Origin of the sequence: Bifidobacterium sp. M0353, assembly GCF_016100645.1 — a bacterium.
Taxonomy (GTDB): Bacteria; Actinomycetota; Actinomycetes; order Actinomycetales; family Bifidobacteriaceae; genus Bombiscardovia; species Bombiscardovia choladohabitans.
Map to the genome: position 1 here is coordinate 302,171 of NZ_JACFSB010000002.1, position 14,945 is coordinate 317,115.

General features: G+C 56.0%; 11 protein-coding genes and 1 pseudogene. 7 read left to right on the forward strand and 5 right to left on the reverse strand.

Annotated features, from left to right (window positions below; genetic code table 11):
- Positions 1–67: 67 nt before the first annotated feature.
- The 5 genes from gyrB to dnaA form a co-directional block, all read right to left on the reverse strand.
- Positions 68–2,107, reverse strand: coding sequence for a DNA topoisomerase (ATP-hydrolyzing) subunit B (gyrB, locus tag H3V04_RS06830; RefSeq protein ID WP_232342641.1), 2,040 nt, complete (start codon positions 2,105–2,107; stop codon positions 68–70).
- Between the two features lie 292 nt (positions 2,108–2,399).
- Positions 2,400–2,897 carry a DUF721 domain-containing protein gene (locus H3V04_RS06835; RefSeq protein ID WP_198177078.1) on the reverse strand — a complete coding sequence of 166 codons (498 nt, stop codon included), beginning with the start codon at positions 2,895–2,897 and terminating at the stop codon, positions 2,400–2,402.
- Positions 2,894–4,156, reverse strand: coding sequence for a DNA replication and repair protein RecF (locus tag H3V04_RS06840; RefSeq protein WP_198187691.1), 1,263 nt, complete (start codon positions 4,154–4,156; stop codon positions 2,894–2,896). The genes H3V04_RS06835 and H3V04_RS06840 overlap by 4 nt, the downstream gene beginning before the upstream one ends.
- A gap of 29 nt (positions 4,157–4,185) precedes the next feature.
- Positions 4,186–5,310, reverse strand: a complete 1,125-nt coding sequence (dnaN, locus tag H3V04_RS06845; protein WP_198187693.1) for a DNA polymerase III subunit beta — start codon at positions 5,308–5,310, stop codon at positions 4,186–4,188.
- 414 nt (positions 5,311–5,724) lie between these two features.
- Positions 5,725–7,464 carry a chromosomal replication initiator protein DnaA gene (gene dnaA / locus H3V04_RS06850; protein ID WP_198187695.1) on the reverse strand — a complete coding sequence of 580 codons (1,740 nt, stop codon included), beginning with the start codon at positions 7,462–7,464 and terminating at the stop codon, positions 5,725–5,727.
- Positions 7,465–7,795: 331 nt separating this feature from the next.
- Here dnaA and rpmH point away from each other — a divergent pair, with 331 nt between their 5' ends.
- The 7 genes and pseudogenes from rpmH to H3V04_RS06885 all read left to right on the forward strand — a co-directional run bounded on the left by rpmH (position 7,796) and on the right by H3V04_RS06885 (position 14,942).
- Complete coding sequence (rpmH, locus tag H3V04_RS06855) at positions 7,796–7,930, forward strand: 50S ribosomal protein L34 (RefSeq protein ID WP_015022700.1); 135 nt, start codon at positions 7,796–7,798, stop codon at positions 7,928–7,930.
- 26 nt (positions 7,931–7,956) lie between these two features.
- Positions 7,957–8,349, forward strand: a pseudogene (gene rnpA, locus H3V04_RS06860) (ribonuclease P protein component); the annotation flags it as partial.
- Between the two features lie 110 nt (positions 8,350–8,459).
- Positions 8,460–8,771, forward strand: coding sequence for a membrane protein insertion efficiency factor YidD (gene yidD / locus H3V04_RS06865; RefSeq protein WP_198177083.1), 312 nt, complete (start codon positions 8,460–8,462; stop codon positions 8,769–8,771).
- A 2-nt stretch (positions 8,772–8,773) separates the two neighbouring features.
- Positions 8,774–9,796: a membrane protein insertase YidC gene (gene yidC / locus H3V04_RS06870; RefSeq protein ID WP_024627111.1), complete on the forward strand. Its 1,023-nt coding sequence runs from the start codon at positions 8,774–8,776 to the stop codon at positions 9,794–9,796.
- Positions 9,797–9,985: 189 nt separating this feature from the next.
- Positions 9,986–10,627 carry a R3H domain-containing nucleic acid-binding protein gene (locus tag H3V04_RS06875; protein ID WP_198187699.1) on the forward strand — a complete coding sequence of 214 codons (642 nt, stop codon included), beginning with the start codon at positions 9,986–9,988 and terminating at the stop codon, positions 10,625–10,627.
- 448 nt (positions 10,628–11,075) lie between these two features.
- Positions 11,076–11,963, forward strand: a complete 888-nt coding sequence (locus H3V04_RS06880; protein WP_198187701.1) for a 16S rRNA (guanine(527)-N(7))-methyltransferase RsmG — start codon at positions 11,076–11,078, stop codon at positions 11,961–11,963.
- Between the two features lie 2,031 nt (positions 11,964–13,994).
- Entirely contained in the window at positions 13,995–14,942 is a 948-nt protein-coding gene (locus H3V04_RS06885) for a ParA family protein (protein WP_198183439.1), read from the forward strand.
- The last annotated feature ends 3 nt before the right edge of the window (positions 14,943–14,945 follow it).

Consider the following 14,945-nt stretch of genomic DNA (forward strand, 5'->3'; position numbering starts at 1 on the left):
TCGTTGTTGTTATCGTCTGCCAAAATCGATCCTTAGCTCAAAATGGTGAAAAAGGGAGGCGTCCGTCTCAGGCGTCGATGAAGCGGGCGTCGTGGGCGTTGCGCTGGATGAACAGACGCCGGGGTTCGACCTCGTCGCCCATGAGCATGGTGAAGGTTTCGTCGGCCTGCTCGGCGTCATCGATACGGATCTTCTTGAGGATGCGGTGTTCCGGGTCCATGGTGGTCTCCCAGAGCTCCTGGTAGCTCATCTCGCCCAGACCCTTGTAGCGCTGGATGCCTTCGCCCTTGGGCAGCTGCCGGCCGGAGGCCTTGCCCTCGGCCAGGACCCTGTCGCGCTCGGCATCGGTGTAGACGAAGCTGTGGGGCCCCTTGGTCCACTTGAGCCGGTAGAGCGGTGGCATGGCCACGTAGACGTAGCCGGCCTCGATCATGGGCCGCATGTAGCGGAAGAAGAGGGTCAGATTCAGGGTGGCGATGTGGGCGCCGTCCACATCGGCGTCGGCCATGATGATGACCTTGTGGTAGCGCACCTTGTCGATGTTGAAGTCCTCGCCGTATCCGCCGCCCACGGCCGTGATCAGGGATTCGATGGTGTCGGACTTCATCATGCGGTCCAGGCTGGCCCGCTCTGTGTTGAGAATCTTGCCGCGCAGGGGCAGGATGGCCTGGGTCATGGGGTTGCGCCCCTGGATGGCCGAGCCGCCTGCGGAGTCGCCCTCCACGATGAACAGCTCGCACTCCTCGGGGTCGCTGGACTGGCAGTCCTTGAGCTTGTCGGGCATGCCGGCGGTCTCGAAGATGGACTTGCGACGGGTGTTCTCGCGGGCCTTCTTGGCTGCGATCCGGGCCCGGGAGGCCTCCATGGCCTTCTGGATGATGGACTTGGCCTCGCCTGGGTGGGCGTCGAACCAGTCGCTCAGCCTCTCGGTCATGACCCTCTGGACGAAGGTCTTGGCCTCGGAGTTGCCCAGCTTGGTCTTGGTCTGGCCCTCGAACTGGGGATTGGTCAGCTTGACGGAGACCACGGCGGTCAATCCCTCGCGCACGTCATCGCCAGAGAGGTTGTCATCCTTGTCCTTGAGGATGTTCTTGTCCCGGGCGTAGCGGTTGATCATGCTGGTCAGGGCCGCGCGGAACCCCTCTTCGTGGGTGCCGCCCTCGGTGGTCGCGATGGTGTTGGCGAAGGTGTGGACCGACTCCGAGTAGGCGGTGGTCCACTGCATGGCCACCTCGGCGGAGATGCCCAGCTTCAGGTCCTCGGCCTCGAAATCGATGACCTCGGCCTCCACAGGCGTGGCCTTCCTGACCTTGACCAGGTAGTCCACATAGTCCTTGATGCCGTTGGCATACTGGTAGCTGACGGACTGGCCCTTCTGCTCCGGGGTCTGCTCCTCGCCCGCCACCTCGTCGCCGGCCTGGTCATTGGGACGCAGGTCGGTCAGGGTGATCCGCAGGCCCTTGTTGAGGAAGGCCATCTGCTGGAAGCGGCTGCGCAGGGTCTCGAAGTCATAGACCGTGGTCTCGAAGATTTTGGGATCGGCCCAGAAGGTCACCGAGGTGCCGGTGCTCTCGTCCGGCCCCATGGCCTGGTCCCTGGACAGGGGAGCGGTGGGCTTCTGGTTGTGGAAGTTCTGATGCCAATGGTAACCCTGTCGACGCACCTGGACATCGATCCGGGTGGACAGGGCGTTGACCACGGAGATGCCCACGCCGTGCAGGCCGCCCGAGACCGCGTAGCCGCCGCCACCGAACTTTCCGCCGGCATGCAGCTTGGTCATCACCACCTCGACGCCGCTCTTGCCCTCGCCTGGCACCTCGTCCACAGGGATGCCGCGGCCGTTGTCGTCCACGCGGATGCCGTTGTCGGGCAGGATGGTGACTTCAATATGGTCGGCGTACCCGGCCAGGGCCTCGTCGACCGAGTTGTCGACGATCTCGTAGACCAGGTGATGCAGGCCCCTGGGGCCCGTCGAGCCGATGTACATGCCGGGACGGACGCGGACCGCCTCCAGCCCCTCCAGCACCTTCAGATCGCTGGCGTCATAATGCTCTGGGGAAAGCGAGTCATCCAGCTGCGCGTCGTCCAGCTGATCCTGGCCCGTCATACCGTCATCCTGAGGCTTGTCCTCCTCATGCTCCCGACCCTCTTGCGGGGTCCGGGACGGGTCAGTGTTGAGTTCTGCCACGGATAGTCCTTTCTGCACCCCCATCGTCGGCCACTGACGACAAAGCGGCTTCCGTTCGTAGTCGAGCGGGGGATCGAGTCATGGTCACCAGGTTCCAAATCGTCCATAAAGGGGCCTTGGAAGCGTTTGACCCTATAACCTATAGATTACCAGCGCTAGGGGACTTTAGGCTTACAGAAAGCTGGCAAAACGGTATTCGCAGATTATGGGTTCACCCGTAGGTGTCGCGTACGCCTCGGCCAGGCGGATCGAACCGTGAACGGCGGAAGCTGTAGTTGTGGGGGCCGGTCACCCGGATCTGCTTGACCGGCATGCCCAGCCGCCTGACAATGGTCGCCTTGAGCTGGGGAACCAGGTAGGTCAGCTGGGTGGCCCAGACCGTGGTCTGCGCCTGGATGATCAGCACGCCATCCCGGTAGGAAACCACCCTCGAATGGGCGGCGATGCCGGGTCCCACCACACTGTCCCACTGGTTGCGCAGCCGGGCCACCTTCAGATGGCTGGTCCACCCGTTTCCGGCAGCCAGGCTGGTCACCACGCCTCCAAGTTTGGCTGGGTCGCGGCCGGGCTTGCCAAATGCGTACCAGGCCTTGCGGGAATTGTCCTCCCGCTGCCGACGAGTGGCGGCCCGTCGGGTGCAACCCTCGAAGACCAGGGCCGGCAGCCGACGCTGATCCAGGTGCAGTGTCTCAACCATGGGCGCCTTCATGACAGGTCGTTCCCCTCCGCCTCATCCGACATACCCGAGTCGCCATTGGCCGTCCCTCTGGTTCGACGCAGGTCCTGCATGGCACTGGCGATGGCCGGATCCTGGGCGGCCGGATCGGATGGCTGCACAGGCTTCAGCCCGGACACATCCACCAGCCTGGCTCCCTGTAGGGAGGGAATATCGCTGTCGGCGGCCACGGTGATCAGCACCTGGTCCTGTTGGCGAGCAAAGTCCAGAATCTGGTCCCTGCGGCCCCGATCCAACTGGGCGAAGACATCATCCAGAATGACGATGGGCTCCAGAGAGCGACGATCCTTGACCACCTGCAGCAGAGCCAGCCTCAGAGCCAGGGCCAGGGTCCACATCTCACCGTTGGAGGCGAACTCCCTGGCAGGCATACCGTTAAGGGTGAAAGCCAGATCGTCGCGCTGGGGGCCGATCAGATTGGTGCCCCGGGCCACTTCCCCCGGGTATATCCGTTGAAAGTGACGACTGACGGCCTCGGCGACCTCGGGACCGGTCTGCCTATCGGGCCCGATCTCCTCCAGGGATGGCCGGTAGGTCAATCGGGCATCCTGATCGGGGCCTGCCAGCCGACCATACAAATCGCTGAAGGGCTGGTCCAGGGCCTCTACCAGAGCCGCTCGTCGTCGGCTCAGATCCAGCCCGGTGCGGATGAACTGCCCGGTCCATACCTCAAGGCCTGACAGGGCGGCTTCACGCCCATCACCTGAGGGGTCATGGCCCGCCTGGGAGAGCTGCTTGAGTAGGGCGGCACGCTGTCTGGCCACATGGCGAAAATCCTGCCGAACCTGGAAGTAGTCAGCATCGAGCTGACTGCCGGCCTGATCCAGCACGGCCCGCCTGGCTGCCGGCTCTCCGGAGACCATCAATTGATCCTCGGGGCTGAAGGTCACGCAGGGCACCTGACCTACCAGGTCACGCTGATAGAGGGACGGCCCGCCGTTGATTCTTCCGCGATTGGCTCCCTTGGCGGCAATGGTCAACTCATAGTCGATGGCGGTCCCGTCCTGCTCCAGCCTGGCTCTGATGGTGGCCTTGGACTGCCCACGCTCCACCAGGGGCAGAGAGGACGAGGTCCTATGGCTGCCGCCGGTGGACAGGACCTCGACGGCCTCGACCAGGTTGGTCTTGCCCAGGCCATTGCGCCCCTCCAGAATGGTCACCCCGGGCTCCAGATCGAGGACACAGTGCTCCCAGGAACGGAAGTGATCCAGAACCAGACGGGAGATGTGCACGGCGATTGTTCCTCGAACCTGCCCAGGCGTCAGTTGTTGAAGCGCATGGGCACCAGCAGGTAACGGTAGTCCATGGACTCCTCGGAATCCTGCTCCTGCTGACCGTTGAACTCCACGGCCTTGACCGCCGAGGTCATCTTGATGCGGACAAAGGGCTCAGCGATGGCGCCCAGCCCGTCAATCAGGTAGCTGGGATTGAAGGCCACCGTGATGTCCTCGCCGTCCAGATCCGCCTGCAGAACCTCGTGGGCCTGTGCTTCGTCAGCCGTGCCGGCGCTCAGGGTCACCTCGTTGCCGGAGAAGACCATACGAATGGGGGCATTGCGCTCGGCCACCAGGGCCACACGCTTGATGGCGTCGATCAGATCCTGCCGGGCGATGACCGCCTGGATGGGGTATTCGTCCGAAAAGAGACGATCCACGGCCGGAAATTCCCCGTCAATCAGCTGGGTAGTGGATATCTTGCCGGCGTTTTCCACACCCATGATAGTAGGGTTGTCGACCTCGTAATCCATGGTCACGTTCTGGTGCTCATCCAGGGACCGGGCGATGTCCCGCAACAGGGAGCCACGAATCAGCATGGAGGTGGAGAAGTCGGCATCGCGTGGAGTCCAGGTGAAGCTCGAACGGGACAGCCTGAAACGGTCGGTGGCGGTCATGACCACCTTGTCCCCAGTGATCTCGGTCTTGACGCTGGTCAGGACCGGACGGCTCTCTTCCCGGGAAACAGCGACGATGGATTGGGAGATGGACTGGATAAAGGTTTCGGCATCCACCTGGCCCATGGGCTCGGGCACGGCAGGGAGGTCGGGATATTCGCTGTCGGGCATCAGCTGCAGGGAAAAAGTGGATTTGCCCGAGGTGATGGTCATCTTGGATCCCTCGGTAGACAGGTAGGTCTTCTCTGATGGCAGGGATTTGGTGATGTCCGCCAGCAGTTTGCCCAGCACCAATGCCGTTCCTGATTCGTCAATGCCTGCCTCAATGTGGTTTCTTGCTGAAACCTCGTAGTCGAAGGCGGAAAGCTTCAATGTTCCGTCAGAGGCTTCCATCCTGATGCCTGCCAGAATCGGCGAAGCCGGTCGGGAGGGGATGATGCGCGTGGTCCAGGCCACTGCATCCGAGAGTGCGGATGAATTCACTTCTACTTTCATGGGAGCCTTCTTGTCGACGAATGAACTGGACTCATTCTATCGAATAGGCCGGGTGATGTGGTTGGAGTGAATGGATGTGCTTGAGTGTGAAGATGACTATTGCATAAATATACATAGAGTCATCGTAATAAGCTCGGTGGATGCTGTGGATAAGTTCTCGAATCCTTGCAACGAGGTGGATGGGCATTACCCGGGTGATGTGGATAAGTGGTGAGATTGATGTGAATAAAAGGTTAAGTTATCCACAAACGCGGATTCTCGGCTAGTTGTCCACAAATGTCTGGTGGTTATTCGCTACAAATTCACCACTTGTCCCCGAAAAATCGGTGGGTTATTCCCAGGGTTTGCCCACATCCGGGGATAAGTAGGTGGATATCTTTTTCTGTTAATCCACACAGGTATCTGCGTGTCGTATCAATTCTGAGGTTGCTTGAGCCGGACCGTCAGCTCCATGACGTAGTTGTAAATCTCCCGCTTTTCCTGCATCTCGTTGGATATGCGCGTATAGGCGTGCATGACTGTGGTGTGATCGCGGCCGCCGAAGACCTCGCCGATGTCTACCAAGGACATGCTGGTCATTTCCCGGGCCAGATACATGGCGATCTGCCGTGCCAGGGCGATGTTCTTGGTGCGGGTGCGGCCGACGATGTCATCGAAGGTCAGATGGAAGTACTTGGCCACCTGGGAGATGATGTCAGTGGGCTTAATCTCCACATCCGTGGAGAAAAAGTCCTGCAGTGTCTGTTCGGCCAGGGCCGTGGTAACCGGCTGATTATTGAGGCTGGCCACGGCGGTGACACGGGTCAGGGCACCCTCAAGCTCTCGGATGTTCTCAGTGAAGCGTTCCGCGATCAGATCCAGAACCTCGTTGGGGATGCTGACCCCGTTCATGGAAGCCATCATTCTGAGGATGGCCACCCGAGTCTCCCGGTCTGGCGGCTTGACGTCTACGGTCAGACCCGAGTCGAAGCGCGAAATCAGTCGTGATTCGAAGCCTTTCAGATTCTTGGGCGCCACGTCCGATGCGATGACGATACGCTTGTTGGCGTCATGCAGGGCATTAAAGGTGTGGAAGAACTGGTCCAGGGTGGCTTCCTTGCCCCCCAGAAACTGGATGTCATCGATAAGGAGCACATCCACCTGCCGGTAACGGCGATTGAATTCCGCGATCTGGCCTGATCCCTGGGTGGAGTTCTGCAGGGCATCGATGAACTCGTTGGTGAATTCCTCCGAGTTGACGTATCGGACCTTGAGCGAGGGATCCTTGACCAGGGCATAGTTGCCGATGGCGTTGAGCAGGTGGGTTTTGCCCAGGCCCGAGCTGCCGTAGATACACAAGGGGTTGAAGTCCTGGCCTGATCCTTCGGCCACAGCCAAGGCCACGGTCCGCGCAAAGCGGTTGGAGTCGCCTGGGACGAAGGTGTCGAAGGTGGCGTTCTTGTTCAGGTGGGTCTGCGGGTCGCGCTCCACCCGGTTCTGGCCCATGGGGAAGCGGGGCACGGTGAAGGTGGGCCGGGATGCGGGCCTCTCCTCACTCTGCTGGTCGGCATCGGCGCCCGCCGTTGGCCTCATGGCGGGGGAAGGTTCGGACAGTTCGGCCTGCATGTCCAGGGTCATGGGCACATAGGTACCCTCGTGGAAGTCATTGACGGAAACAATCGGGGACTTGGAGGTTCCAGCATTCTTGGTCCGCCAGCCCGAGCGGACCTCCGAGCTTGATGATCGGTCGGCACCGGCCTGACGCTGATAGTCGCCATAGGGATTCTGAGCTGGACTGGGAACCTGACGGAACTCGCCGCTGCCCGGGGCGGAACCAGCCATGGCTGATGCGTGTTGTTCGTTCGGCTGATCGGCAGCCTTCTGCTTGGCCATCTGCTCTGGGTAGACGATTTTGATGGCCGGGAACATTTCCTGGTTGGTGACCAGCTGCAATGCGTTGAGGAGGGGCTGGCTGAGCGGTCCCTGCACAGCCTCCTGGGTGGCCTTGGAGGAGACCCGCAGAACGATGGTGGTGCCGAAAACCGCCTCGGGGGTGATGTCCTCCAGCCAGCCCTTGTCTCTGGAGGTCAGTGAGCTGCTGTAGCGGAGCACCTGCAGGACCGAATCCCAGATTCTCTTGGCCTGGGCAGCGGCATCCAGCGGATCCTGCGCCATCAGTGTGCTCCTCTCTTCTCGACGACGGATTTCCCGGTCTTCCTGCTTCTCTCAAAGTAGACAGTAGCCCATTGTTACACCGACTTTGCGCGGTTATCCACAGGATAGCGTGTTGTATCTGCGATGAATGTGAATAACAGTGATGTAATTTGTGGATAAGTAAGGAGGCTCGTTCTCCCGCTATGACAGGGTTTGCACAGGGTATGGAGCGGTCCTCGCCAGCTGTATGGCGGAAGCCTGTTTGACTCAGTCCCGGCTCATGTGTACCGTGATATAGCTTGACTCATTACGAGCCGTACTCGAGTATGTCTACACACGGGAGCAACGAATTATGAAGAGGACATTCCAGCCCAACAATCGCCGTCGTCACATGAAGCACGGATTCCGCGCTCGCATGCGCACCCGCTCCGGTCGTGCCCTGATCAACCGCCGCCGGGCCAAGGGCCGTCGGACCCTCTCTGCCTGAGTCGGATCCCAATCCCTTTTCAGAAGGTGGAACGGCTGAGGAGCCACCGGGAGTTCACGGCGGTGCTCAGGCGACGCCATCGGGTCAGCAGCAGGGATCTGGTCATACATTATTCGATACCCGGATCTGACCGGACGGCGACCCCGCTGCCGGTGGCATCGGCTGTGCGCGAAGGGCGGCATGACATCCTGCCTGCAGGCAGACGCCGCATGGGGCTCGCTGTATCCAAAAATGTGGGTAAGGCCGTGACCAGGAACAAGGTCAAGCGGAGATTCAGGCAACTTGCCGGATACAAGGAGGACCTGCTGCCATCCTCCTGTGATTTGGTCATGCGCGCCAAACCCAGCGCTGCCAGAGCCACCTACAAGCAGCTGGAAGAGCAAGTGGACAGGCTCTTCCGCGACCTCATGCGCAAGAGCGGAAAGACTGCCAACGGTCTCGATGTACAGGGACAGTCGGAGTTGCAGCTCGCCGCGGGATCCAAGCGTCAACCGGTTCAACTGCCGGCAGTCAGGGAAGGATGCAGGGCATGAGCGGCCTGGCCTCGCGGGCTCTGCAGGGTGCAGTCCGCTGGTATCAGCGCCACATCTCGCCCCTTTCGCCGCCGAGATGCCGTTACTACCCGACCTGTTCCCAGTATGCTTTGACCGCTCTGAGGAGGTTCGGGGCCTTGCGTGGAACAATCCTGGCCGTTCTGCGGCTCTTGCGTTGCACGCCCTTCAACAATGGCGGGATCGATGACGTGCCCCAAAGATTTTCCATCTTCTATCGGTTCTCGTGGTCCAAGGCCCATGAGGAGGCCCGGCTGACCCCCATGGCCCCAGACAAGGAGACGGCCTGACAATGTTCCAGAACAACGACACCTTTACTTTCGATACGGGCATATACGGCTTCTTCTACAAGATTCTGTACCCCATCGAGTGGCTCATGACCTACATCATGACCTACTGCCACAAGTTCCTGACTCTGATCGGGTTCCATAAGGGTCCCGGCGTGGCCTGGGCGCTTTCGGTAGTGATGCTGGTGCTGGTCGTCAACCTGTGCGTGCTGCCGCTTTTCATCAAGCAGCTGCGATCCATGCAAAAGATGCAGGCCCTGCAGCCCAAGTTGATGAAAATCCAGAACAAGTATCGCAACAAAAAGGATCCGGCCAGCCGAGAGGCCATGAGCCGCGAGACCATGAAGGTCTATCAGGACAACCATGCCAACCCTATGGGGTCCTGTCTGCCCGCGCTGGTCCAGGGCCCGGTCTTCATGACCATGTTCTACGTGCTTTCGGCTGTGCCCTTCATTGCCCGGGGCAAGCGGGCACCTCTGGGAGCATTCAATCGACAGGTGGCACGAGAATTCGAGGAGACCACCTTCTTCGGTCTGAGGATTTCTGACAACTTCATGTCCGCCCAGGGTGCCGGCCGCATAGTCATTGTGGTCTTCATCGTGCTCATGTGCCTGGCCATGTTCTACTCGCAGTTCCACAACGTCCGGCGGAACATGCCCCGGTCGGCCATGCAGGGACAGCAGTACAAGATGCAACAGATGATGGCCTTCATCTTCCCGGTCATGTACATCTTCTCGGGTATCTACTTCCCCTTCGCCGTGCTGATTTACTGGTTGACCAACAACCTTTGGAACCTGGGCCGAACCCTCTTCCAGGTTCGCCATATGCCCACTCCCGGCTCGCCGGCTGCAGAGAGCAAGGAGGAGCGGGATCACCGCCATGAGAACGCTCGTCGCAAGCGCCAGGGGCTGCCCTCTTTGGAGGAGGAGCAGCTGATGGAGGCCAAGCGGTTGGAGGAGGAAGCCCGCAACAACAAGAACGTCTCCCACCAGCGTTCTCAGCCCCACCGCAAACGCCGCGGCCGTTGAGGCGGCTGCTGACAGTGGTGACCGGCGTGGTGACCCAACTTTCGGTCGGGTGGATACTGGAGTAGTCTGCAATCATCACGTCCGTGTATCCTCAATACTGGACACTCGATTGGTGACCAGGAATCCGACCAGGAATCCAGTGGACCTGAGGTTATGAATCGGATGTAAACGCGTGTAAGGAGAGCATAGATGTCTCAGTCTCTGGACCAGGGAAAGACCATCGAGCAACTCAATGAGGAGGCGGATGTCGCCGCCGATTATCTGGAGGGGTTGCTGGACATCGTCGATTACGAGGGTGATATTGAGATGGGGGTGCGCAACCACCGTCCAACCGTGCAGATTGTGGCTGACGACGACACGGATATCAAGCATCTGATCGGCAAGGATGGCGAGGTAGTCGACGCTCTTCAACAGTTGACACGGCTGGCCGTGCAACAGAAGATAGGGGAGCGCTCCCATCTGATCGTGGATGTGGACGGCTTCCTGCGGCGCAAGCGTGAACATCTTCGCGAGCAGGCCCTGGACGTGATTGACGAGGTCCGTGAGACTGGCGAACCAGTCAATATGAAGCCTATGAACTCCTTCGAGCGCAAGATCGTCCATGACATGGTTCGCGAGGAGGGGCTGAAGTCACGCTCCCATGGCGAGGAACCCCACCGTTATGTCACCGTCTACCTGAGGGCCAAGAGCGAAGACGAGGACCTGCCTGACGATGTTGAGGGTGAGCCAGTCGGGTATGAGGCCCCGCTGGAGGCGGATGAAACCGATCAGGTCGATGATGCGGCTGGCTACGCGGCTGATGACGATCCTGCGGATGCCGATAGGGAGTGACTGTAGAGCCACGCAGGGCTGTGCGCCGATGAAGTACTTATGATGTCGGCCTTTTAGATTGGTCCACTGTTTGATGCGGTCGTACTCCCAAGGCTGTTGTGCTATCTACCAAGGTTGTGCCATTTGGCGGGTCTATTGTGCCAGCTACCAGCTATGTCGAGTCGTCTTGTTCACGATGGTGGTTAGTTCGCCATGATGTTCAATCAGAAATGCCCATAGTTGTTGATTCTCTATCGGAGACTGTACCTATGCTGTTTTCGATAGGATACTGATATATGGCTCTCGACGCTCTTTTGCGGTTGAAGACCATATGTTGGTGGCAGTCTTAGGAATCCGAAGGTTTTCGATTCTGACAGTGTTAAGTCCCGCGGACACGAGACAGTATGACACTGTCGCAGTCTTTAGCTGTGACCAGACTGGGCGCCGAAGGTGAATGTAAGGAGTTGAAATGGCTGTTGTGGATGAAGAGCTGAACGATAGTCCCCTCTTGAGGCAGGTGCTCGGCGATGCTCTCTTGCCCATGCAGCGTTTTCATGACAAGCTCTTGCGCGAGGGTGTAGAGAGGGGCATCATTGGTCCTCGCGATGAAGACATTATTTGGGAGCGACACATTCTCAATTCAGCGGCTGTTGTACCTTTCGTGCGAGAGCGATTAACCACTGACAGTCAGACAGCAACGGTGGCGGATATTGGTTCCGGTGGGGGCTTCCCCGGTATTGTACTGGCAGCTTGCCTGCCGCAGTGCAATGTTGTTCTTGTCGAGCCAATGGAGCGGCGTGTGATTTGGTTGCAGGAAGTCGTTGATGAATTGCACTTGACTAATGCGGTTGTGCTTCGCAAACGTGCAGAGGATCTGGTCCGGAAATCATCCCATGCGTCAACGCGGCATAACAAAAAAGGTTTGCATGGCCGGCATCACGATCGCAAGCGAAATGCAGAACAATCTGTTTCCGTTTCCGGCAATGGTTCCTCAGCCTTTGCTACGGCAAGAAATGGTGACAGCCAACAAGATGCAGTTGTAAACAGTCATGACTCCTCGACGGTAACTGGTAGAGAAGGTCCAGTAAACGTCGACTTCTATCCTTCGGTTCGACAGAGTTTTGATGTCGTGACGTGCCGAGCTGTAGCCCCCATGACTAAGCTCTCAGGATGGACTCTACCTCTTTTGAGATCGGGAGGTCAGCTTATTGCTCTTAAGGGTCGTTCGGCACAGGCTGAGATCGAAAAGGCCGCCAAAGAGATAAAAAAATGTCATGGAGAAAATCCACGAGTTTGCCAAGCTCCAGTTGCTCCCGGTCTTGAGGATACTCACGTGGTTCTTGTGGACAAACGCTAAAGCACGACACCGATATGCATTAATGAATGACTGCGGTGTCAGAAACTCGGCTTGATGGCACGTAAGAATCGACTATACAAGATAAAACATTATCTCAATTCAAGATAAAACCATATAGAGTCATTGATCGGAGATTGACTGATTATGTCAGATCAGATTTAGTCGGTCTTTTCCGCGCATCAGCTTGACTGATGCTTAATCAAGATGGATGGATTGATGGATTATAAGGGAATGTAAATAGGCGGGTCATCTTTACTGTCTGCCACGGATGTCCTTTCAGTCTGAAACTTACTAGGTTTTTTGATGTTATAGATTGACCTCAGCATCACAAACCACAGTCCACGCGATATATCATTGCTATATTATTTGAAATATAGATGTTCTATCTCTTGGTTATTCCGAATCGGGCTGCGACTCTTTGGCTTTAGCCTGTCAGTATCATTCCATCCCGATCTAGTATTCCACACAATATTGCTCAAGTAGTATGATGTTTTATCTCGGACTTGGACGTACCGCTATCATTCTGACGTTGTATTTAAATTCTCTGGAGACGTCGTCCTTTAGCTGTTTAGTGATCCATCAATTGACTTGTTTCAATTATTAGACTTTTGTTGCTATGCTCGTCTTACTGTCCCTATATAGATGTTTCCTTCACATCAGGGGAGCCATTGCTTCTTGACCAGTGTGTTGATCTTTGTGCTTCCTCATTAACATTCATAGAGTCATGCAGTTCTAGCGTATGTGCGGAAATCATATGAACCATTGATTAATTAGCACAGAGAAGTCTTCGAATCAGTCCTCGGCATGTAATATTCCTGAGATGTCGGAGTACCGGGACAACTGAATTGAGCATCACGAATCCTATTCACCGGTATCAGATTAGTTCATTTGGTGATGTTTCACGTGAAACATCACCAAACAAATATTGGCTTTGATCCGTTTCAGGTAAACAGTACCCCATTGATTACTGGCTTGGTCGATCCAAATGGCTCAGTGGACCGTTGAAGGTAGGAATTTGCGTATGATTCTATTTTTGAGAAGCGCCATTCAAACCTATTAGATTTTGTAGCATCAACGCACAGAATTTCATACAGTGAGTGCCACTGCTTGTCGAGGGTTTCTAGATAGAGATCGGTTGGAATGTTTCACATGAAACAGTCACTTCAAATAGCAAGAATCTAGATCAAGGTTATTGGAGCATAGGGGAAAGAATATCGCATGCTATTTTAAGTATTAATAAGAAAAGTAGTTCATGGCCCTTTCTTTGGTAGTGATGCTTTAACCATAATCACACAAACTCAAATGAAACATTGATCGGTAAATGTCCTCCCTTTACATGGCGATATGAAAATCCACGCTAGGAATAACTGGTTTTAGTGGTGTTCACTAAAACCATAAGTAGTTAATGCTCTTGGATGAAAAGATGTGAAAATAAAACAGACAAACCAATGTCGCTGGACTGTGTAGAACTGATAATCAGCGGAGCAACTATATTTCTGGGGAAGCCTAGATGTTTCACGTGAAACAATATTCTGTTGTTTTAGTATTGGGCTTGTCGCACAAAGTTCAATCTGGGGATTGCCGCAGTATTTACGACGGCCATCCAATATGTGGATTGTTCATTGATTATAACCATGAATCTTGCTGCTAAAATTGACGACGTAAGCAATTTATCGACTCGCTCCACTCAAGTTATGCACAATTTAGACCCGGTGGTTGAATTATCCACATTATTGTCCGTGAACCATAGCAGGAGTTGTGAGGTGGCAGAATTGTCAATAATTGCAAGGCAAAACTAATAATCTAGAGTAAGGGTCCATTCCATAGGTGTTGATGAAACTATCCACACTTATCCACAGTTATGAACAGTGACGGTGTATAACTTGCGGCCGCTCTGACATGTCCAACGAGGACGGGAAAATTGAATGGTTATCAAAAGGAGGAAGGTTCGTGACCGCATCGAAGAAGGTGAAACCCGTTTCGAGAAATACCCCGGAAGTCGGTGAGCAACCCACGCCGAACACATCAGGTATGGAAACGGCAACGGATATTCTGAATCGAATATTCGCTGACGGGACCGGTTCGGTGTCCGGTGCGGAGATGGCAGATCTATCTGCGCGATATCAGGCCTTGCGTAAGGCAGAATTCCCTCACCCTACAAAAACTCGCTTTATTGCTATTGCAAATCAAAAAGGCGGGGTAGGGAAAACCACGACCACCGTTAATTTGGCATGTTCGTTTGCTGAATTTGATCAACGTGTGTTGGTCATCGATATGGATCCCCAAGGCAACGCATCCACTGCACTGGGTGTGGCTCACGAATCCGGGACGCCGTCAACATATGATGTGCTTGAGGGTCGTCTTGGTATCGACGACGTTAAGGTGGTTTCCCCTGAATTCCCCAACCTTGAGGTCGTCCCATCTTCGATTGATTTAAGTGGTGCTGAGCTCGAAGTTGCGGATATGCCCAACCGCAATCAACTCATGAAAAAAGCAGTTGCCGACTATCTCAAAGTTTGCCATCAGCATTATGACTATGTTCTTGTTGATTGCCCGCCTAGCCTTGGATTGCTGGTTCTGAATGCTATGTGTTCAGTCAATGAGGTATTGATTCCAGTGCAAGCTGAATACTATGCTCTCGAAGGACTGCAACAGTTGCTGCATACCATAGGGCTTGTTCAGCAGAGCTATAATCCTTATCTCGTAATCTCGACCATGTTGTTGACTATGTATGACAGACGGACACTGCTCAGCAAAGAAGTGTTTGATCAGGTCAAGGAACATTATCCAGAGATAGTGCTTAATACGACCATCCCGCGTTCAGTCAAAATCTCTGAAGCTCCCAGCTTCCGACAAAGCGTTGTCACCTACGACCCTAAGGGAGCAGGTGCTATCGCATATGAAGAGGCAGCGTTAGAAATCGCCCAGAGGTCCGAGCAAGTGCTAGAACACATAGCCAATAGAAGACAGGGGGAGTGAGGA

What these genes read in the sequence shown, in the direction of transcription:
- gyrB (WP_232342641.1), bottom strand. Translation starts at nt 2,107, where the DNA reads ATGACGGGCCAGGATCAGCTGGACGACGCGCAGCTGGATGACTCGCTT.
- H3V04_RS06835 (WP_198177078.1), bottom strand. Translation starts at nt 2,897, where the DNA reads ATGAAGGCGCCCATGGTTGAGACACTGCACCTGGATCAGCGTCGGCTG.
- dnaN (WP_198187693.1), bottom strand. Translation starts at nt 5,310, where the DNA reads ATGAAAGTAGAAGTGAATTCATCCGCACTCTCGGATGCAGTGGCCTGG.
- dnaA (WP_198187695.1), bottom strand. Translation starts at nt 7,464, where the DNA reads ATGGCGCAGGATCCGCTGGATGCCGCTGCCCAGGCCAAGAGAATCTGG.
- rpmH (WP_015022700.1), top strand. Translation starts at nt 7,796, where the DNA reads ATGAAGAGGACATTCCAGCCCAACAATCGCCGTCGTCACATGAAGCAC.
- yidD (WP_198177083.1), top strand. Translation starts at nt 8,460, where the DNA reads ATGAGCGGCCTGGCCTCGCGGGCTCTGCAGGGTGCAGTCCGCTGGTAT.
- yidC (WP_024627111.1), top strand. Translation starts at nt 8,774, where the DNA reads ATGTTCCAGAACAACGACACCTTTACTTTCGATACGGGCATATACGGC.
- H3V04_RS06875 (WP_198187699.1), top strand. Translation starts at nt 9,986, where the DNA reads ATGTCTCAGTCTCTGGACCAGGGAAAGACCATCGAGCAACTCAATGAG.
- H3V04_RS06880 (WP_198187701.1), top strand. Translation starts at nt 11,076, where the DNA reads ATGGCTGTTGTGGATGAAGAGCTGAACGATAGTCCCCTCTTGAGGCAG.
- H3V04_RS06885 (WP_198183439.1), top strand. Translation starts at nt 13,995, where the DNA reads ATGGAAACGGCAACGGATATTCTGAATCGAATATTCGCTGACGGGACC.